Origin of the sequence: Streptomyces neyagawaensis, from assembly GCF_023516595.1 — a bacterium.
GTDB classification, from domain to species: domain Bacteria; phylum Actinomycetota; class Actinomycetes; order Streptomycetales; family Streptomycetaceae; genus Streptomyces; species Streptomyces neyagawaensis.
On sequence record NZ_JAMGBG010000048.1, the window covers coordinates 164,255 to 182,347 of the forward strand.

The 18,093-nt window shown below is 69.8% G+C and carries 18 protein-coding genes and 1 pseudogene; 10 read left to right on the forward strand and 9 right to left on the reverse strand.

Annotation, left to right across the window (positions count from 1 at the left end; translation table 11 throughout):
* Positions 1 to 21 precede the first annotated feature (21 nt).
* Both bla and M8J73_RS21890 read right to left on the reverse strand, forming a co-directional pair.
* On the reverse strand, positions 22 to 921 hold the full coding sequence (gene bla / locus M8J73_RS21885) for a class A beta-lactamase (protein ID WP_055540020.1): 900 nt from the start codon (positions 919 to 921) through the stop codon (positions 22 to 24).
* Positions 922 to 1,048: 127 nt separating this feature from the next.
* Positions 1,049 to 1,345: a hypothetical protein gene (locus M8J73_RS21890; RefSeq protein ID WP_055540019.1), complete on the reverse strand. Its 297-nt coding sequence runs from the start codon at positions 1,343 to 1,345 to the stop codon at positions 1,049 to 1,051.
* A gap of 301 nt (positions 1,346 to 1,646) precedes the next feature.
* On the opposite strand from M8J73_RS21890, the gene M8J73_RS21895 reads away from it, so the two are divergent.
* The 3 genes from M8J73_RS21895 (at position 1,647) to M8J73_RS44865 (ending at position 4,633) form a co-directional block, all read left to right on the forward strand.
* Entirely contained in the window at positions 1,647 to 2,078 is a 432-nt protein-coding gene (locus M8J73_RS21895) for a tautomerase family protein (RefSeq protein ID WP_055540018.1), read from the forward strand.
* Between the two features lie 897 nt (positions 2,079 to 2,975).
* Entirely contained in the window at positions 2,976 to 4,406 is a 1,431-nt protein-coding gene (locus M8J73_RS21900; protein ID WP_055540017.1) for an endo-1,4-beta-xylanase, read from the forward strand.
* A gap of 95 nt (positions 4,407 to 4,501) precedes the next feature.
* Complete coding sequence (locus tag M8J73_RS44865; protein ID WP_274757719.1) at positions 4,502 to 4,633, forward strand: hypothetical protein; 132 nt, start codon at positions 4,502 to 4,504, stop codon at positions 4,631 to 4,633.
* A gap of 16 nt (positions 4,634 to 4,649) precedes the next feature.
* Here the strand turns inward: M8J73_RS44865 and M8J73_RS21905 are convergent.
* Positions 4,650 to 5,447: pseudogene (locus M8J73_RS21905) on the reverse strand (AraC family transcriptional regulator); the annotation flags it as partial.
* A gap of 116 nt (positions 5,448 to 5,563) precedes the next feature.
* Here M8J73_RS21905 and M8J73_RS21910 point away from each other — a divergent pair.
* Entirely contained in the window at positions 5,564 to 6,241 is a 678-nt protein-coding gene (locus M8J73_RS21910) for an NAD(P)H oxidoreductase (protein WP_055540016.1), read from the forward strand.
* 81 nt (positions 6,242 to 6,322) lie between these two features.
* Here M8J73_RS21910 and M8J73_RS21915 read toward each other — a convergent pair whose 3' ends face one another.
* Entirely contained in the window at positions 6,323 to 6,643 is a 321-nt protein-coding gene (locus M8J73_RS21915) for a hypothetical protein (protein WP_055540015.1), read from the reverse strand.
* Between the two features lie 385 nt (positions 6,644 to 7,028).
* Here M8J73_RS21915 and M8J73_RS21920 point away from each other — a divergent pair, with 385 nt between their 5' ends.
* Positions 7,029 to 8,489: a VWA domain-containing protein gene (locus M8J73_RS21920; protein ID WP_249828961.1), complete on the forward strand. Its 1,461-nt coding sequence runs from the start codon at positions 7,029 to 7,031 to the stop codon at positions 8,487 to 8,489.
* Positions 8,490 to 8,633: 144 nt separating this feature from the next.
* Here the strand turns inward: M8J73_RS21920 and M8J73_RS21925 are convergent, their stop codons facing one another.
* Positions 8,634 to 8,972, reverse strand: coding sequence for a hypothetical protein (locus tag M8J73_RS21925; protein ID WP_055539144.1), 339 nt, complete (start codon positions 8,970 to 8,972; stop codon positions 8,634 to 8,636).
* Between the two features lie 140 nt (positions 8,973 to 9,112).
* Here M8J73_RS21925 and M8J73_RS45280 point away from each other — a divergent pair, with 140 nt between their 5' ends.
* Positions 9,113 to 10,099: an ArsR/SmtB family transcription factor gene (locus tag M8J73_RS45280; protein ID WP_055539143.1), complete on the forward strand. Its 987-nt coding sequence runs from the start codon at positions 9,113 to 9,115 to the stop codon at positions 10,097 to 10,099.
* Positions 10,100 to 10,225: 126 nt separating this feature from the next.
* The gene (locus tag M8J73_RS21935; RefSeq protein ID WP_055539142.1) at positions 10,226 to 10,936 is read left to right on the forward strand and encodes an AAA family ATPase; all 711 of its coding nucleotides are present in this window, start codon (positions 10,226 to 10,228) and stop codon (positions 10,934 to 10,936) included.
* 17 nt (positions 10,937 to 10,953) lie between these two features.
* Here M8J73_RS21935 and M8J73_RS21940 read toward each other — a convergent pair whose 3' ends face one another.
* Genes M8J73_RS21940 through M8J73_RS21955 form a run of 4 tightly spaced genes read right to left on the reverse strand, consistent with a single transcriptional unit; the run spans position 10,954 to position 14,885 of the window.
* A complete protein-coding gene (locus M8J73_RS21940; RefSeq protein ID WP_055539141.1) occupies positions 10,954 to 11,568 on the reverse strand; it encodes a GTP-binding protein in 615 nt (204 codons plus the stop codon).
* Positions 11,516 to 11,962, reverse strand: coding sequence for a DUF742 domain-containing protein (locus M8J73_RS21945; protein ID WP_055539140.1), 447 nt, complete (start codon positions 11,960 to 11,962; stop codon positions 11,516 to 11,518). Before M8J73_RS21945 ends, M8J73_RS21940 begins: the two co-directional genes overlap by 53 nt.
* 26 nt (positions 11,963 to 11,988) lie before the next feature.
* On the reverse strand, positions 11,989 to 12,465 hold the full coding sequence (locus M8J73_RS21950; protein ID WP_055539139.1) for a roadblock/LC7 domain-containing protein: 477 nt from the start codon (positions 12,463 to 12,465) through the stop codon (positions 11,989 to 11,991).
* Positions 12,462 to 14,885 (reverse strand): sensor histidine kinase, encoded by a 2,424-nt coding sequence (locus M8J73_RS21955; RefSeq protein ID WP_249828962.1) that lies wholly within the window; start codon positions 14,883 to 14,885, stop codon positions 12,462 to 12,464. The genes M8J73_RS21950 and M8J73_RS21955 overlap by 4 nt, the downstream gene beginning before the upstream one ends.
* Before the next feature lie 422 nt (positions 14,886 to 15,307).
* On the opposite strand from M8J73_RS21955, the gene M8J73_RS21960 reads away from it, so the two are divergent.
* From M8J73_RS21960 to M8J73_RS21970, 3 genes are all read left to right on the forward strand, one after another.
* On the forward strand, positions 15,308 to 16,450 hold the full coding sequence (locus M8J73_RS21960) for a substrate-binding domain-containing protein (protein ID WP_249828963.1): 1,143 nt from the start codon (positions 15,308 to 15,310) through the stop codon (positions 16,448 to 16,450).
* A 147-nt stretch (positions 16,451 to 16,597) separates the two neighbouring features.
* On the forward strand, positions 16,598 to 17,149 hold the full coding sequence (locus M8J73_RS21965; protein ID WP_055542447.1) for a hypothetical protein: 552 nt from the start codon (positions 16,598 to 16,600) through the stop codon (positions 17,147 to 17,149).
* Positions 17,150 to 17,388: 239 nt separating this feature from the next.
* A partial coding sequence (locus M8J73_RS21970) for an alpha/beta fold hydrolase (protein WP_249828964.1) occupies positions 17,389 to 18,093 on the forward strand: 705 nt, incomplete at its 3' end.

The following is an 18,093-nucleotide window of genomic DNA, read 5'->3' on the forward strand; positions in this document are numbered from 1 at the left end:
GGAGACGTGCGGGAGGTGGTGCTAACGCAGGGCGTCGGCCAGGAGATGGGCCGTGTCCGCGATCAGTTTGTTCTCCGTCGCGGCGTCCTGGTCGAACTTGCGGGACATGAGGGAGAAGACCAGCGGGGTGCCGTCCTCGGTCCAGGCGATGCCCACGTTGTTGTTGGTGCCGTAGGAACCACCGCCCGTCTTGTCCGCGACGGCCCACGACGACGGCAGACCCGCGCGCATGCGGGTTTTGCTGGTCTCGTTGTGCAGCAGCCAGTGCGTGAGCAGCGCGCGGTCGGGCCGGGTGAGCGCGTCGCCGAGGACGAGCCGGGCGTAGGTGCGGCCGATCGCACGCGGGCTGGTGGTGTCCGTGATCCGCCACGGCTCGCCCGAGTTCAGCTCCGTCTCCCACCGGTCCAGCCGGGTCACCGGGTCGCCGAGGGACCGGGCGAATCGGGTGATCGCCGTGGGGCCGCCCAGTTCGCGCAGGAGCAGATTGCCCGCGGTGTTGTCACTGTGGCGGATCGTGGCGTCGCACAGTTCGGCGATCGTCATGCCTGTGGCCAGGTGATCCCTTGTCACGTCCGAGTTCTCCAGGAGGTCGGCCGCGGTGTAGTGAATCCGGCGGGCCAGCACCTCGCCGTCGCGGTCCAGGTCGCGCAGCACCGCTGCGGCGGCGAGCGTCTTGAACAGCGAACAGATCGGGAACAGCGTGTCGGCACGGTGGCGGATCGTTTCCCCCGTGCGGACATTGTGGGCGTAGACCCCCAGGCGGGCCCCGTACTGCTCCTCCAGCGCGCGAAGACCGCCGGTGACACCGTCCGAAGCGCGGGCGGGCGCGGTGGTGAGCAGTGCCGTCGCGGTGGCGGTACCGGCCACAAGCAGCGTGCGCCGGCTCATCGCAGAGGCAAGGGGGCCGCTCGTCCGTAACATCGTTCGCTCCTTCATCAACGTGCGTCAGCAGTTCCGTCAGTGATCGACGCGGCGCCACGCGCCCTGGTTGCGTCCAGCAGCAGCCACCGATGCCGCGGCTGATCTGCCGTGGCCGGGCTGATGACGGTCAGGGCGTGTCACCGGAGTAGTAGAAGCGGCAGCTCACACCCGGGCCCGGTGTGCGGGGTTCGCCGGGGCGCGGGTCGTACAGGGCGCGGCCGCCGGGCCAGCGTCCGAGTTCGGTGGACAGGGCCACGCCGTCGTCGACTTCTTCGGTCCGCCAGCCGTGGATGTCGAGCAGCAGACCGTCCAGCGGTCCGCCGACCAGTTCGGCGTAGGTCCGGTGTGGGAGCGGGCCGGGGTTGGGGTCGTCGTGCTCCGCGCCGTAGACCCGGCCGTTCAGCAGCTGCTCATCGCCGTTCATCCGACCAAGCCTCGCAGCCGCCACTGACAATGCGGGTTCCTCCAGGGCTGCCTTGGGCTCGTCGGCTTCGGCCTGCGCTTGTGCTGCGAAGGAGCGGCGCTGGAGTCCTCAAGAAGGTGGTGATCGAACGCTGGGGCGAACCGGCTACGATGCGTTCGCGCGATGAAGTGGCGGATCTCAGGACCGAGGTCCTCCCGGGTGTCTCCCACGTCACCGTCGCGTCGACCTGGTCATGAACGACCGTGGTAGATCTTGCCGTGCTGCGCTGGGTGGTGTGTACGGCCGACAAGGAGAACTCGGCATGTCGATGATCCGGCTCACGGCCCCGGCCCACTCCCTCACCGAGGAGGGCCGCAAGTCCGTCCAGCGCGATCTGGCCACCGCCCTCCTGCACTGGGAGGGGGCGCCCGACGCGGCGTTCTTCCGAGCCCAGTTGTGGAGCTACCTCGTCGAACTGCCCGAAGGGGCGCAGACCACCGCCGAGGATGACGCGTCCCGTTTCCTCGTCGACGTCACTGTTCCGCAGGGAGTGCTCTCCGCGGAGGGCACCGCCGGCTTGGTGGCGGAAGCCACCAGGATCGTTCTGTCGGCGGCCGGGCTCTCCCCGGCGGACGCACCGCGGGTATGGGTGCTGGTGCACGAGCAGCCCGACGGGACCTGGGGGGCGGGCGGACAGGTCGTCCGCCGTGCCGACCTCGCGGCCATCGCCAAGAAGCAGCGCGACGAGGCGTGACACGACCTGCGGCGGGCTCGAATGCCGCAGGCAGTGAAGGCCATGACCGAGGGCGTCCTGCGTGGTGGGGCGTCGTCGGCCCGGGAGACATCAGTGGGCCTCCTGCGACAGTCTCGAAACTTTCGAATGTTTCCCAGAATCTTTGACGCCACAACCTAGGAATGCGGAGCCCTGCGGTCAAGAGCTCTGGCCGATCTGTCTACAAACAGGTCCCCTCCTTGACCTTGGCGGGTCGGGACTCCGGCCGACGTCCCGCCGACGGTCGCCATAGGGCCTGCCACCCCTGGAAGGCGAAGGACGGCAGCTGGAGGGCGGCGACCGAGGTGTCCGCGCGCCTGTTCCGGAGCCGGCCCGAGGCCCATGACGTCCATCGGCCGGTGGCGATGAGGGCTCGCTTCAGTCGCCCTACGGGTTTCCGAATGTTTCGAAGCGAAAGCTGAAACTTTTTGTGTGGCGAGTATTGACGACTCATCGTCAATCCCTCAATCATCCCTGTCGGGAAGCCGACCAGAGACCGTGCTCTCGGCCGAGTCGGCAAACCGTGCCGCACAGCGGATGCCTGCACGACAGATCCGCGCACCGATGCTCCTGCGCCACCCCGTTTCGTGTACCGGAGAGGTTCGCACCAGCGCATCCTGGCTCTTCGCCCAGTCGGAGAGATACGCGACGCCGCGTGACGGTCCCCCGGCTGAGCCGCAATGGAGTTCCCCCATGCTCGTGTCGAAACAGCGCTGCCAGCCCCGACGGATGAGATCGTCCCGGTCCCCGTGACCGCGATGCGCGGTGATTCCGTGCCGCCCGGGTTCCGACCCGACCCGCCCGTGTGACGAGCGGAAGCGGACGACACCTTCCCCCGCGCTTCAGCCATTCCGTGATCTCTACCTTGGAGGCACAGTCATGGGCTTGTACGCCCTTCCAGGACCAGCTGTCCGCCGCAAGATCCGCGGCCTGCTGCTGGCGCTGTTCGTCGGCGTGCTCGGTGCGGCCGCCGCGCTGGTCGCGCCGCCGGCCGCGCACGCCGCCGAGAGCACGCTCGGCGCCGCGGCTGCGCAGAGCGGCCGCTACTTCGGTACCGCCATCGCCTCGGGCAGGCTGGGCGACTCCGCGTACACGACGATCGCGAACCGTGAGTTCAACTCGGTGACGGCCGAGAACGAGATGAAGATCGACGCCACCGAGCCTCAGCGGGGTCAGTTCAACTTCTCCGGCGCCGACCGCGTCTTCAACTGGGCGGTGCAGAACGGCAAGCAGGTCCGCGGCCACACCCTGGCCTGGCACTCCCAGCAGCCCGGCTGGATGCAGAGCCTCAGCGGCAGCAACCTGCGCCAGGCGATGATCGGCCACATCAATGGCGTGATGGCGCACTACAAGGGCAGGATCGCCCAGTGGGACGTCGTGAACGAGGCCTTCGCCGACGGCAATTCGGGAGCCCGGCGCGACTCCAACCTGCAGCGCACCGGCAACGACTGGATCGAGGTGGCCTTCCGTACCGCGCGCGCCGCGGACCCGGCCGCCAAGCTCTGCTACAACGACTACAACGTCGAGAACTGGACCTGGGCCAAGACCCAGGCGATGTACGCCATGGTCCGGGACTTCAAGCAGCGTGGCGTGCCGATCGACTGCGTGGGCTTCCAGTCGCACTTCAACAACGACAGCCCCTACAACAGCAACTTCCGCACCACCCTGCAGAACTTCGCCGCTCTCGGCGTCGACGTGGCCATCACCGAACTCGACATCCAGGGCGCCTCGGGCACGACCTACGCCAACGTCGTCAACGACTGCCTGGCCGTCCCGCGCTGCCTCGGCATCACCGTCTGGGGTGTGCGCGACTCCGACTCCTGGCGGCCGGAGCACTCGCCGCTGCTGTTCAACCGCGACGGAAGCAAGAAGCCTGCCTACACCTCCGTCCTCAACGCACTCAACGGCGGTACCCCCACGCCGCCTTCGGATGCCAAGCCGATCAAGGGCGTCGGTTCGGGCCGCTGCCTCGACGTGCCCGGCAGCGGTACCGCCGACGGCACCCAGCTCCAGCTGTGGGACTGCCACAGCGGCACCAACCAGCAGTGGACGTACACCTCGGCCGGCGAGCTGAGGGTCTACGGCAACAAGTGTCTGGACGCGGCCGGCACCGGCAACGGCACCAAGGTCCAGATCTACGGTTGCTGGGGCGGGGACAACCAGAAGTGGCGCCTCAACTCCGACGGAACCATCGTCGGCGTCCAGTCCGGCCTCTGCCTCGACGTGGCCGCGGGCGGCACCGCCAACGGCACCCTGATCCAGATCTCCACCTGCTCGAACAGCAACAACCAGCGTTGGACCCGCACCTGATGAAGTCCGCCGTCCCTCGGTGACAACATCGCTGGGTGGTCCGGGGTCGCCGCCGTGATGGCGGCGACCCGCGCTGACAGGTCACGGTGCTGTTCATGCCGGTCATCGTGCGACGCTGCCACCGGCGGCAAGGTCAAGCAGCCATGGTCAGCGTGTTCCTCGTCCGCCGTGCCGTCGGCTACCTCGACGCGAGGGAACCCGGACTTGCGGCCGTCGTGGCGCGGTAGCCGCTGGGGCTCAGGCCAGCACCTCGGCCTCGTCCATGCGGCATTCGGTGAGGTAGGCGAGCGGCGGACGGCCCATCAGCAGGGTGAAGCGCTTGGCGAACAGTGCCCGCGAGACCCCGGCGCGAGCGGCCAGGGAGGCCACGGTCCAGGGTGCGGCGGGCCGGTCGTGGAAGGACTGCAGGGCGGGTGCGAGGACCGGGTCGGTGAGGCCCCGGTACCAGATGGGCGCGTCGGCGCCCGCCTTGCCGAACCAGCTCCGCAACGTGCACACCAGAGCCCAGTCGAGGAGCCGGTCCATCAACGCCTGCGAACCGGCCGAGTGTTGGGCGGCGTCGGCGGCGGCCGTCTCCAGCCAGCCACAGACCTCGGCGTCCTCCTCGACCACCAGGACGGGCGGCAGGGCGCGCAGGAGCCGCTCATGGCGGTGGCCCCAGGCGCGGTAGGCGCCCACGATCAGCGCGGTCGTCTCCTCCGAGTCGACGCCCCAGTGGATACCTCCGATTTCCTCGGCGGCGCACTCGGCGTTCTCGGTGAAGCAGGCGATCTCGTACGCGGCATGGGGACCGTGCGCGGTAGTGGGGTGGTCCGCGAGGTGGAACGGTTCGGGTCCGCGCACGATGGCCGTGTCGCCGGCGCCGATCGCCCGTTCCGTGCCGTCGGGCAGCAGCAGCGTGCCCCCGCCGCGCAGCACGCTGATCATGACGAGCGGCGCGGCGTCGGCGAAGCGGACGGTCCAGGGCGCCGCCAGTACGGCGTGACTGACGACCGACCCCTCGGCCCGGATGCCGCTCAGCAGCGAACTCAGAGGATCCACGGCACACATCGTAGACGATCTCCTATGTTTCAGAGCGGATCTCCCATGGATCATCTACGCCGTCGGGGCTGTACTGGACTCGTTCATCGGACCGACCGAGACCACCGGGAGACACCGTGACGCAGCACGACAGCCGTGCCACAGCACTTGTCGTCGTCGCACACCACCGCACCGATTCCCTCACCGCGCACACGGCCAGGCGGGCCGCCGCCCGGCTCGAGGCCGCCGGCTACCGCGTCGACCTGCTCGACCTGCACGCCGAGGGGTTCGACCCTCGGATGAACGTGGCGGACCAGCCGGACTGGGTCGACCGGGAGAAGAGGTACTCGGACGAAGTGCACGCGCACATGCAGCGCGTCCTCGACGCCGATGCCGTCGTCGCCGTCTTCCCCGTGTACTGGCAGAGCGTGCCCGCCATCCTCAAGGGCTGGATCGACCGTGTATGGAACTACGGGTTGGCCTACGGACGCAGCAAGCCGCGCCTCGCCGGCAAACGCATCCTGTGGCTGGGCCTGGCCGGCGCCACTGCCGACGATCCGATCGTGGAGGGGATGCGGACCGTCCTCGAGACCACTCTGAGCGAGGGCATCGCCTATTACTGCGGCTTCTCCCGCTCCACCGTCGGCCTTCTCACCGACGCGGAGGAGCGCCCTCAGCGCGTCGACGCCGAGGGCAACCTCCTGGTCGGCGACGCGGTCAGCGGCGCCGAACGGGAGGCTCAGTACGCGGAGTTCGACCGCCGCGCGGAGGAGCTCGTGGAGAAGTTCGCCGCCGAGGAGAGCGCGGCGGCCTGATCGCCAGGGGGGCGTTGGTCGCGTCAGGTCCGTGGGTGCCGCGGACCTGACTCGCATCGGATTCGGCGGCGTGCTCCGCCGCTACATGGCCTGCTGCCCGTCAAGTTCCCGCCGGGCGGCGAGAGCTCTTGCCAGCACCTTGGCGCGGTAGGGGTTCGCGGCGTCGAGGGCCGTCGCCACCGCCACCGCCTCGTCCAGCAGGGCCAGCCGTTGCCCGGGCAGCTCCCGCACCAGCGGCGAGGCGCCGGCCTCCACCAGGACGTACGCCAACTTCGATCCGTACACCTCCGGCTCGACCTGCGTCAGCAGGCGGTAGATCCACAGTCCTTCGGCGCCGCGCACCACTCGCCGGTTCGCGCTGAGCAGTTGCACCTTCGCCCGCAGAACCATGTCCTGATCCATCGATCCCCCTTCGTGCCCTCACCCCTCCGGCCCGTCCCGTCACTCGACGGGACAGCACAGCGACGCGCCGGCAGCCGGGAACGGATGCCGACACGGACGTCGGAGAGTGGATGACGACGAGTCTGCGGGCGGACCACCACCCGCGACAAGCCCGAACGGACGTGCGCTCCGTCCTACCGAAACCGCCTCCGAACAGGCATGATGGATCTGACACTCGCTGAGAACCGCGCCCGCCGCCGGGGGTTGGTCAGCGCGGGCCCCGGAGGCGCCAGATCTGGTTCTTCCTGGTGGTGAGGATGCTGCCGGTGTCGCAGGTCCACTGGTTGACCAGGGCGCGTGGCTGGGTGGAGACGCCGGCGACGTCGACTCACGGCAGACTGGGCGCATGACAGCAACATCGATGGCCAAAGGCGGCAACCTTCCCGTCGCCGCCAAGGCGGTGCACGTCGAGCTCGGCTGGTCCGGGAGCCCCGGAGGGCCGGATGCCGATGCCTCGGCGCTGCTGCTCGGCGCCGACGGGCGGGTGAGGGACGACGGGGACTTCGTCTTCTACAACCAGCCCCAGCACGCCTCGGGTGCCGTGCGCCATCTGGGCAAGCGGAGCGACGGTGCCGGGACGACGGACACCATCGGGGTGGACCTGGAGGCCCTGGAGCCGGAGATCGACCGGGTCGTTCTCGGCGCTTCCGCGGACGGCGGCACCTTCGGCCAGTTGCCCGGCCTGCGGCTGCGGCTGCTCGACGCCGCGACGGGCGGACAGCTGGCGTTGTTCGAGATGCAGGCGACGACGGAGACGGCGTTCATCGGCGGAGAACTGTACCGGCGGGCCGGTCAGTGGAAGTTCCGCGCCGTGGGACAGGGATACGCGTCCGGACTCGCGGGGCTGGCCACCGACTTCGGGATCAGCGTGGACGAAGACCCGGCCGTCACCACGCCGACGGCTTCCTCCCCGCCCACGCCCGCAGCTCCTCCCCCTCCCATGCCCGCCGCCCCGGCGTCGCCCACGCCGCCCCTCGCAAACATGGCTCAGCCTCAGCCCGGCCCTCCCGCCGCGCCCCCTGCCCCGGGGACCCCCGCCGCGCGGCTCGTCAAGGGCGAGGAGCAGTTGCCGGTGGACATGCGCAAGCGGCTCTCCCTGCGCAAGGAGCAGGTGGCCGTCAGTCTGCGCAAGCATGGGGCGGAGGGCGTGACCGCGCGCGTCATCCTGGTCCTGGACGCCTCCGGGTCGATGTCGATGCTGTACTCGAAGGGCGTCGTCGCCGACGTCGTGGAGCGGATGGCCGCGGTGGCCGCGCAGCTCGACGACGACGGTGAAATGCAGGCATGGACGTTCGCGTCGAACCCGGCCCGGCTGCCGGACCTCACCCTGGGCGAGCTGCCGCAGTGGCTCCAGCACCACGTCCGGGTCGGCGAACTGGCGCTGTTCCGGCGCAAGAAGCCGCAGAAGGGGCTGCTGCCGGGCCAGGTGGACATGCGCGCGGTCGGCATCCAGAACGAGGAGCAGAAGGTGATCGCCGAGGTGCGGGCATACGTCCGTGACCACCCGGCGGCAGCACCGACCCTGGTCCTCTTCTTCTCCGACGGCGGCGTCTACCGGAACAAGGAGATCGAGACCGAGCTGCGCGAGGCGGTGGACGAACCGGTCTTCTGGCAGTTCGTCGGACTGGGACGCGCCCAGTACGGCGTACTGGAACGGTTCGACACCCTCCCGGGCCGACGCGTCGACAACGTCGGATTCTTCGCCGTCGACGACATCAGCCGCGTACCTGACACAGAGCTCTACGACCGGCTGCTGTCCGAGTTCCCGTCGTGGATCCGCGAGGCACGACGACTGAACATCATTTGAGCCGATCACCCCGCGAGGCGGAGAGGGCGGAAGTCACCGGCGAGGCCCGCACGGCGGGGTGCCGACGGGCCTCCGGGCTGACGCGGCCGAGCGGCGCCGCCTGCCCCCTGTCCCTCTACTCGGAGGGCCGGGAGAGTCGGGCGGTCACACGCCCACGCGGTCGGAGCAGGTGTCCGAGCCGAAGTCGTCCACGCAGACACGGAAAGTACGCAAGGACGGCACCCTCGCGGAGCCGCACCCGGCCTGTGAGCCGTTGCCGTCCCAGACGTACCCGTGGGTGGTGCCAGTGCCCCAGTACTCGGCGTAGACCCCGTTGCCGTCCTCGCGGGTGTCGCAGGCGTAGATCGTGTTTCCGGAGTTGTAGGCGTTGCCGTAGCTCCTGGAGACCGAGGCGGCGAGAGCCGGTGCGGCGGCCAGCATCAGCGGTCCCACAACCAGAGCGGTGATGACGCCCAACCGTTTCGTCGCTCGCTTCATACGCATGACGTTCCTCCTCGTCGCCCCAGTCAGCACTGGGTCGGTGGCATGTCCAGAACAGACTGGCTCCTGCATACTGCGGAGACCACACGATTCGGCTGAGGCTGAAACGTAGGCCGGATGTACACACACGGGGGGAACGTGCGGTGATCCGCGTCCACTTCACGTCCGCGGATCTGGCCCGCATCCGCATCGCCGTCCTCGGTCCGCTGGCCGAGACGCAGTTGAGCTTCTGGGTCGCCCAGCACAGCGGCGAAGCGGCGCTCTTCGACTCCTGGCGTTCGCGGGTTCGGCCACGTCTGTCCGTCGGGGACCTGCCGGACCTCGTCCGGGGCCTGGCTCCCGCGAGGCAGCGCATGGTGGACCTGTTCACGCTGGTCGGCACCGCACCGGAGATGGAGGACGCGCTCGACCTCCTTCTCAGCGATCCACGCCCCTTGCGTGACGAGCTCGCCCTGTACCGCCGCGGCAGACGACTGATGCTGCCGCCGTGGATGCTCTCCGCCAGTACGGGAGACGGCCGGGCCGCCCGTCATGCGGCCGAGGCGCTGACGACCGCCTACCAGGCCACGATCGCCCGGCACTGGCCACGGATGCGCGCGGCGCTGCACAGGGAACAGGACACCGCGATGCGCGCCCTGGCCTGTGGAGGGATCGGGCAGATGCTGTCCTCGCTCCACCCGGCGATCCGCTGGAAGCCCCCGCTCCTCGAGGTGGACTACCGGCCGTTGGCCCGTGGGACGGACGTCCATCTGACGGGAAGCGGCATGGTGATCACCCCGTCCGTCTTCTGCCGCGCGCCCCGCTTGTATATCGGGCGTAGCGAGGAGCTGATGCTGATCTACCCCGTCCTGCGGAGCGCCCTGGCGGCGGCCGAGGTCTTCGGGGGCTCGGCGAAGAGTCAAGCCGTCGCCGACCTGCTCGGTCGTACGCGGGCGGCCGTGCTGGAGGCCGCTGACGGGCGCCTCACCACCGGAGAGCTCGCACGTCGGCTGGGGGTCTCACCGGCCAGCGCCAGCCAGCACACGGCCGTCCTGCGGGAGGCCGGCCTGATCTCCTCGCACCGCCGGGGCAAGACCGTCCATCACACGATCACCTCATTGGGGAAGGGGCTGCTCGACGGTCACTTCTGACACCCGGCGCGCTGGTCTCCGCTCCGGGCCGCGCGCTCGGGTCCACGCCCGGCTCACCGGCCGGCTCCGCAACGCCGGCCATCTGCCATCACATGCGTCTTCCGCCTGGTGAGCGACACTGGTCCAGTGATTGTCGAACGCGCGTACGCTCATCTCTCCTCGTACGACGAGGACGCCTGGCCCTGGTCGGTACCCTGTGTCCGCCAGCTGCTCGACGAAGGGCTGCGCTTCACCGCGCCGGTGACCTTTCTGGTCGGTGAGAACGGTTCGGGGAAGTCGACCCTGGTCGAGGCGCTGGCCGAGGGGTTCGGGCTGAACTCCTACGGCGGCTCCCACGACTGGCGCTACGCCTCCTCGCGGGACAAGTCGGAGCTCGGCGAGCGGATGAGGTTCGACGCGGCCTCGCGCGGGCGCCGCATGATGACCAGTTGGTCGGCCCGCAAGGGCTTCTTCCTGCGGGCCGAAACCGCGTGGGACGCCCTGGACCGGGAGGGTTTCTCGCCGGACTCGGTCAGCCATGGTGAGGGCTTTCTCGCGGCGCTCCGCGGCAAGTTCCTCGACCCGGGGCTCTATGTTCTCGACGAGCCGGAGGCCGCGCTCTCCTTCTCCTCGTGCCTCGAGCTGGTCGGGCACCTCGACCGGTTGGCAAAGGAGGGCGGCCAGGTCGTCTGTGCCACGCACTCCCCCTTGCTCACCGCCTTGCCAGGCGCGGACATCATCGAGGTCGGCGAGCACGGCATGCGCCGGGTCGCCTGGCAGGAGCTCGGCGTCGTGGATCACTGGCGGCGCTATCTCGCCGACCCGCACGCCTATCTGCGGCACATCGTCGAACCATAGGCCGCGCCCCCTCACCGTCAGCTCGCCGCGGCCGCCTGCGCGCGGGACAGGGCGACGTCGAGTACGACGAGGAGCGCGTCGCGTACCGAGCCGGTCCGGCGGGCGTCGAAGACGGTCAGCGGTACGTGGTCGGCGATGTCCAGTGCCCACCGCACTTCTTCCAGGTCGTGTTCGACCGCTCCGTCGAAGGCGTTGACGGCGACCGCGAACGGGATGCGCTTGTGCTCGAAGTAGTCCACGGCCGCGTAGCAGTCGTCGAGGCGGCGGGTGTCGACGATGACCAGGGCGCCGACGGCGCCGTCGACGATGTCGTCCCACATGAAGCCGAAACGGTCCTGGCCCGGTGTGCCGAACAGGTACAGCTTCAAGGTCGGGTCGAGGGTGATGCAGCCGAAGTCCATCGCGACGGTGGTGGTGGTCTTGTCGGGCGTGTGCGTGAGGTCGTCCACGCCCGCGGCGACCTCGGTGATCGCGGCCTCGGTGGTGAGGGGGCGTATCTCGGAGATCGACCCCACGGTGGTGGTTTTGCCGACCCCGAAGCCGCCGGCGATGACCAGCTTGACCGGCAGCGGCGGCTGTTCAACCGCTGTCGCGGAGTGTGCCCCGTGAGTCGGGGACGGCACGGAGACCATTGATAACCCTTCGCAGTACGGAGATGTCCTGGGCGGCCCGGGCGTGCGGCACGTAGATCGCCAGGTGCCCTGCGGCACACAGGTCCTCGGCGAGCACTCGGACGACGTTGAGGTGCAGGCGCAGGCGGGCGGCCAGTTCCGCGACCGACTGCGGCCGTCGGCAGGCGGCGACGATGTCGTGGTGCTCGAAGGCGAGTTTGCCGAGGACGGAGAGCCCGTCCGCCGTCGACACGATCTGGGTCTCGATCGGGATCGGTGCCGCCGCGCCTCCCCCCGACACCCGGCCGGCGGTCAGCAGGAACGGTCGGACCGCGGGAGCACGGCCGACCGCGGCCTCCTCATCGTCCCACGTCCCCTCTTCTGTCTCCTGTGGTTCTCGTCCACCGACCACCATGACGACCTCCTGCCTCGCGGGATGGGTCAGCCGACCACGGGGGCGCCGACGCTGTTCTTCAGCTCCATCACCAGTTGCGGGGTGAGCGCGGCTCCGGCGCGGTTGGCGAAGAGGGTCATCTCGTAGGCGATGTTGCCGAGTTTCGCCTCCTTGGAGGCGACCACGCCGAGTACGGCGCCGTTCCCGATGGCGGACACCAGGACGTGGCCGCCCTCCAGGTCGATGATGACCTTGTTGAGGCCGCCGAGGCTGTAGTTGCCGGAGACACCGGCGGCGAGGCTGGTGACGCCGGACACGATCGCGGCGAGCCGCTCCGAGTCCGCCCTGTCGCGTAGTTGGGAGACCGCGATCAGCAGACCGTCGGAGGACACCGCTATGGCGTCGACGACGCCGGCGGTCTCCGTGGCGAAACGGTCGAGCAGCCAGGTGAAGTCGGCCGCGGCGGTGCGCAGATCAGTGGGCTTCGACTGTTCGGGGGTGCTGTCATCTGTCGACATGGTCACTGCCCGTCTCCTTCTGGCCTTCTGGGGTTTTCTCGTACTGCTGTCATGCGGTCGGTGTCCGGGTCCGCGGGCGTGGCGCTGTCCTGTTCGGCCCTGAGTACGGCGGCCTCGAACTCGTCGAGTTCCGCGCGGACGGCGTCGGCGTCGGCGGGCTGTCGCGCGGCCGGGATGTCCCGGTCGACGGTGGTGGTCGCGGCGAGCGTCGCGCCCCGCACCCGCCGCCGCAGTGGCCGGGCCGCCGTCGACGGGGAGGGCCCGTCGGGGGCGTCGGTGGTGGTCGTGTTGGCACGGGGCGGGATGCGTCTGGGCAGGTCACCCGTCGTGGACACGGCGACCGGCCGCCGTTCGGGGGTGGTGGGGGTGGGCGTCGCGGGCGCGGCGGTCTTCGGCGGGAGGACCGACACGGCCCCGGCCAGGGTGGCGGGAGGCGGTGCGGCCTCCCCCGGGCTCATCACCCGCGCGAGCGTCGAGGGGATCCACACGGTGCTGGTGACACCACCGCCCGGTGTGCGGCTCAGAGTGACGCGCAGGCCCAGGTGGCGGGCGATGTTGCCGACCACGAAGAGGCCGAGCACCTTGGTCGGGACAAGGTCGAGGCGTTCACGGCGGACGAGGCGGGCGTTCTCCTCGGTGAGGCGTTCCGCGCTCATGCCGAGGCCGTGGTCGATGATCTCGATCAGTGCGCCACCGTCCTTGGTGACGTCGGTGCCGGGTCGGACGACCACCTCGACGGCGGTGTCGGACGGGGAGAACGCGACGGCGTTCTCCATCAGTTCGGCGAGCATCAGCGTCAGGTCGCCGGCGATGTCGGGTCCCACGGTGATGTCGGTCTCGGAGCGCAGGGACACCCGCCGGAACCCCTCGATGCGGCCGAGGCCCGAGCGTATGACGTCGGCGAGGGTGATCGGCCGCGCCTCGACGTCGGTCTCCCGGATGCCTGCGAGCAGCATGAGACTGTCGGCGTTGCGCTGGAGCCGTACGGCGAGGTGGTCGATGCGGTAGAGCCGTTCCAGGAGGTCGGGGTCGGTCTCCTGCCGCTCCACGGCGTCGATCAGCAGCAGCTGCCGGGTGGTCAGGTTGCTGACCCGGCGTCCGACGTTGCCGAACATCTCGGCGACGTTGCGGCGGCTGAGCACCTGCCGTTCCAGCAGTGCGGCGGCGGTGACCTGCACGCGGTTGAAGGCCTCGGCCAGTTCGCCGATCTCGTCGCGCACCGGGACGGGTATCGCCCGTGGGCTGAAGGGGGTGTTGTCGACGAGTTCGTCGTCGGCGACCCGGGCGAGTTCCTCGTCGGCGGCTTCGACGACCTGCCGTGCGGAGCCGGTCAGGGCGGTCAGGGGGCGGATGACCGAGCGCCGGACCAGGACGCAGAAGGCGAGCCAGGCGGCGAAGCCGAGCAGGGCGGCGCCGAGCATGATCCAGGCCTTGCGCAGGGCGTCGGCGGAGGCGGAGTCGGCCTGTGCGGCGGTCTGGTCGATCAGGGCCCGGGTGATGCCGAGGCGGGTCTCGGCCTGTCGCTCGCCGGCGCTGATCTTCTTGCGCAGTTCCTGGGCGCTCTGCGACTGGAGGGCGCCCGGGTCGATCTGCAGCTCCGCGAACTGGGACGTGAGGTCGTTCTGTTCGGCGGCGCGCTCGATGCCGCCCATGGCGAGCCCCTGCGCCGGTGTGGCGATGCGGCCGAAGCGGTCGGCCTGGTAGGTGTACAGCTCGTGGGCGCCGGCCGCGCGCGTGTACTCGGTGAGTGCGTTGGCGTCCCGCGTCTGGGCCGAGAACACGGCGCTCTCGAAGGCCGCGTGGGCGGCGTCGGCGCGCAGGATCGCGTCCAGCAGATTGGTCACCGAGGACGCCGAGGTCGCGGAGAAGCGGTCGAGGCCGACGCCGTCGATCAGGTAGCCGACCGCGGCCGCGTAGGCGGGGTCGATGTTGGCGGCGGGGACGTAGTCCCGGTCGAGCTTCTCCCTCAGGACGTCCAGACCGGTGATGTAGGCGAGGGCCTGTTCCTCCTCGGCCGGGAGACTCGCCCCGAACTCGGCGCGTACGGTCCTGACCTGCGCGTCGGTGGCCCGCTGGGCCTCGCGGTAGGCGGTGGTGGACGGCCGGGCCGCTCCGGGGCGGGCCGCCTCGTACTGCACGGACAGCAGCAGCGCCAACCGGTGTTCGGCCTGTACGTCGTTGATGAGCTTCGCGACCTGCTCGCTGTCGCGGACGAGTTCGGCGACCCGGTCGGCGTCCCCGGCCTGCTCCATCTGTCCGGTGACACCGACGCCGAGCAGGACACCGACGACCGCGATGGGCGCGACGACCAGGACGTTGAGTTTCCGCCGGAACGGCCATCGGGCGAGAACGGAGCCCGCTTTCCGGCGGAGCGGAGAGGTCCGGTCCACATGGCCGGGCGGCGGCTCCACTGTGTTCGCGGGCACGCTGGTCTCCTTGGGTGTGTGCTGATCGGCGGTCAGGGTGCTGTGACCGCCGGGCCGTCGACGCCCGGGGAGCGGACCTGTGCGCTGACGCGGCGGTCCGCCGGGCGTGAACGACCAGACCCGCGACGCGAGGTGCTGATTCGCGTCACGTGTCCGGATCTCGTCGGCGGGAGACTACCGTCTTTGTGATCGCTTTGAGGCTGTACGTAATCAATACGTGATTACAAATTGTTCACGGGTGCCTACCGAGCGATGACCTCGCCGTGGAGGGGCAGGTCGGGGCCCTGCTACATTCCCACCCCGACAGCCTCCCGGCCACAGCCGGAGGCACCGTCATGACCGTTGTGCTGCCGGCCACCAGCTGGATCGGTCTCCTCCCCCCACGTGATCCCCGTACCCCTCCTGCCCTCGAGGAGACCCCTGTGCCCTCCACCCGCAAGGCGACGGCGGCCGTCGTCGCGTTCCTGGCCGTGACCGCCGCCACCACCGGCTGCGAGAGTGGTGCGACCGCCACCGCGGCACCCACCGCTTCCCGGGAACCCGGTTGCCCCACGGTCCTCACAAGGGCGAAGGAGGCCGTCAAAGCGGCCGAGGACGTCAACGCCCCCTGGAGCGGCCCCACCTCCGGGCCCGAGGCCGTCTCCGGCCGGACCATCGCCTATGTCGCCCAGACCATGACCAACCCCGGCGTGTCGGGCGTCGCGAAGGGCGTTCAGGAAGCCGCGAAGGTCATCGGCTGGGATGTGCGCACCATCGACGGGCAGGGCACACCCGCGGGTATCCGCGCCGCGTTGGCCGAGGCCATCGCCCTCGAACCGTCCGGCATCGTCATCGGCGGCTTCGACCCCGGCTCCGTGAGCAAGCAGGTCGAACAGGCCCACGCCGCGGGGATCCCGCTCATCGGCTGGCACGCCACCGCCGCCCCCGGCCCCAGCACGAAGCCCAAGCTCTTCAGCAACATCACCACCAAGGTCGAGGACGTCGCGAAGATCAGCGCCGACTGGATCATCGCCCGGTCCAACGGCCGTGCCGGCGTCGTGCTGTTCACCGACGCCTCGATCCCCTTCGCGAAGCGGAAGTCCGAGCTGATCAAGAAGGAGCTGGCCACCTGCCCCGACGTCGATCTGCTGAGCTACGAGGACATCCCCATACCCGAGGCCAACACCCGCACCGTCGAGAAGGTCTCCTCCCTCCACTCCCGCCTCGGCGACAAATGGACGTACTCCGCCGCCATCAACGACCTGTACTTCGACCATGCCGCACCCGCCCTGCGCGCGGCCGGACAGAAGGGCGACGGCGCACCGTTCAACATCGGCGCCGGTGACGGCGACCCCTCGGCCTTCCAGCGCATCAACGGCAAGCGGTACCAGTCCGCCACCGTGCCCGAGCCCCTCAACGAGCAGGGCTGGCAGATCGTGGACGAGTTCAACCGCGCCTTCGCGGGCGAACCGGCCAGCGGGTACGTCGCCCCCGTCCACATCACCACCGCGGACAACAGCGGCGGCTCACTGTCCTGGGACTCCGAGGGCTACCGCCGGGCCTACCGCAAGATCTGGGACAAGTAGCGCCCACGTTGAGGGGGAATGGACTGCACCCCGCCCGACCTGCGGCCTTCGACCCTCGTCGAAAGGGCTTAGCGTCCGCCGTTGTGTGCTGGCACCTTCTGTCATGTACGGCAGTTCAAGGGAAAGACGCGACAGAAGGGACGGCACATGCTCAACAAGAGGGGGACCGTCGGTCTGATCAGTGCGGCGGCAGCCGTGGTCGGCGTTCTGAGCGCCGCCGCGCCGGCCGGTGCTGCGGCGGGCTCCACCCAGGCGTCCACGGCCCAGGGGAAGCACTGTGTGGTCGTCGTGGGCAAGGCGCCCAGCGATGGCGGCGTGTCCCCGGAGCTGTACCGCAACTGTGCGGACACCGCGGCGAAGGCCCGCGCCCTGCTGGCATCTCCTCAGGCGCGGGCCGCGACCGGCGGCAGGGCGGTGCAGTCGACGCTGTTGATGACGTGGTACAGCGACGACCAGTTGCGGGGCAACTCCACCAATGTCTTCGGCAGCTCCGGCACCTGCGACTCCTCGGGCTACCGGCTCAGCCTCGACAGCTACTGGTCGGCGAACATCAGCTCGGCAGCGGGATGGGGACAGTGCAAGGCGGCGACCTTCCACAACCGTGCCCTCACCTACGCCGCCTCGTTCACGCTGGCGGCCCGCAACCTGGGACCGATCCTGAACGACAACGTCGGCCTCATCGACGTCTACCAGCGCTGACCCCTGACCGTACCTCCGCCGTGAACACCCCTCGGTCCCCACGGGACCGGGGGCGTGGTCGTGCGCGTGGCGCTCGGTCCGGAGGTCGGCAACTGCCGCGATTCGTGGAGGAATTGCACGAAAACCACGACACAGTGGCACCGCTGGGGCCTTTTTGCCCTCTTATCAGTCAGACAGTCTCCGCCCCCACCCTGACCAGTGGGGATGGTGGATTCTGACCGTTCAGGGGGAACACATCCATGTCCACGTACCACCACACAACGAACACACCGAGACGTCTCTCGCGTCTCCGACTCGCCGGTGCCGCCGTGACCGCGCTCGTCCTCGCGGCGACGGGGACGGCGACGCAGGCCATGGCCGCGCAGAACGCGCCGGGGAAGCCGGGGTCCGCGACGACTACGCAACCGCCCGTGCCCGCGCTCGCCTGGACCGACTGTCAGGGCGGCTACGAGTGCGCGAACGCGGACGTGCCGCTCGACCACCGGAACCCGACCGGCCAGAAGATCACCCTCGCGGTGGTGCGCAAGAAGGCCGCGGACCCGGCCAAGCGCAAGGGCACGCTGTTCATGCAGCCGGGCGGGCCCGGCAACTCCGGTGTGGACTTCGTCCGCAACAACTACGACGACCTCCCGGCCGCCCTCCGCGAGTCGTTCGACGTGTTCGGCTACGACGTCCGCGGCGTAGGCCGCAGTTCGGCGCTCACCTGCTTCGACGACACCCGTTACTCGAAGGCCGTCACCGACGCCAAGGGTGTGCCGGGGCGGGGTGCCTTCGGGCCGGCGCTGCGCGAGGCCGCCGAGTTCAACCAGGCCTGTCTCGACAACGCGGGCTCGCTGCTGCCGTACGTCGGCACCGAGTACGTCGCCCGTGACATCGATCTGCTGCGCCGAGCCCTCGGAGAGGAGCAACTGACGTACTACGGGCGGTCGTTCGGCTCGTACATC

What these genes read in the sequence shown, in the direction of transcription:
- bla (WP_055540020.1), bottom strand. Translation starts at nt 921, where the DNA reads ATGTTACGGACGAGCGGCCCCCTTGCCTCTGCGATGAGCCGGCGCACG.
- M8J73_RS21890 (WP_055540019.1), bottom strand. Translation starts at nt 1,345, where the DNA reads ATGAACGGCGATGAGCAGCTGCTGAACGGCCGGGTCTACGGCGCGGAG.
- M8J73_RS21895 (WP_055540018.1), top strand. Translation starts at nt 1,647, where the DNA reads ATGTCGATGATCCGGCTCACGGCCCCGGCCCACTCCCTCACCGAGGAG.
- M8J73_RS21900 (WP_055540017.1), top strand. Translation starts at nt 2,976, where the DNA reads ATGGGCTTGTACGCCCTTCCAGGACCAGCTGTCCGCCGCAAGATCCGC.
- M8J73_RS44865 (WP_274757719.1), top strand. Translation starts at nt 4,502, where the DNA reads ATGCCGGTCATCGTGCGACGCTGCCACCGGCGGCAAGGTCAAGCAGCC.
- M8J73_RS21915 (WP_055540015.1), bottom strand. Translation starts at nt 6,643, where the DNA reads ATGGATCAGGACATGGTTCTGCGGGCGAAGGTGCAACTGCTCAGCGCG.
- M8J73_RS21920 (WP_249828961.1), top strand. Translation starts at nt 7,029, where the DNA reads ATGACAGCAACATCGATGGCCAAAGGCGGCAACCTTCCCGTCGCCGCC.
- M8J73_RS21925 (WP_055539144.1), bottom strand. Translation starts at nt 8,972, where the DNA reads ATGCGTATGAAGCGAGCGACGAAACGGTTGGGCGTCATCACCGCTCTG.
- M8J73_RS21940 (WP_055539141.1), bottom strand. Translation starts at nt 11,568, where the DNA reads ATGGTCTCCGTGCCGTCCCCGACTCACGGGGCACACTCCGCGACAGCG.
- M8J73_RS21945 (WP_055539140.1), bottom strand. Translation starts at nt 11,962, where the DNA reads ATGGTGGTCGGTGGACGAGAACCACAGGAGACAGAAGAGGGGACGTGG.
- M8J73_RS21965 (WP_055542447.1), top strand. Translation starts at nt 16,598, where the DNA reads ATGCTCAACAAGAGGGGGACCGTCGGTCTGATCAGTGCGGCGGCAGCC.